The 262-nt window shown below is 48.5% G+C and carries 1 protein-coding gene; it reads left to right on the top strand.

Annotated features, from left to right (window positions below; translation table 11 throughout):
* Nucleotides 1–52 precede the first annotated feature (52 nt).
* On the top strand, nucleotides 53–262 hold a 210-nt coding region (locus KMS84_RS40270), incomplete at its 3' end, for an SNARE domain-containing protein (protein ID WP_498066988.1).

The raw sequence follows: 262 nt of genomic DNA on the forward strand, positions 1-262 counted from the left end.
CTCTTTCACCGAGGAAGAAATAGACGCACAAAACGTCAGTTCCAATGCATCCGTGCAGTCTGAAAATCAGATGCTTTCCAACCTCGATAGGGAGTTGCAACGTACTAAGCTACAACTTCAGGACGTTATTGAGCAGTCGGAGGTTTCGAGCGAAGAGCTGAAGGCCTCCAACGAGGAAATGCAGGCAATCAATGAAGAGCTTCGTTCAGCGTCTGAAGAGCTCGAAACCAGCAAGGAAGAGTTGCAGTCGATCAACGAAGAG

The organism is Streptomyces hilarionis, from assembly GCF_024539675.1.
In the GTDB taxonomy this organism is placed as follows: domain Bacteria; phylum Actinomycetota; class Actinomycetes; order Streptomycetales; family Streptomycetaceae; genus Streptomyces; species Streptomyces hilarionis.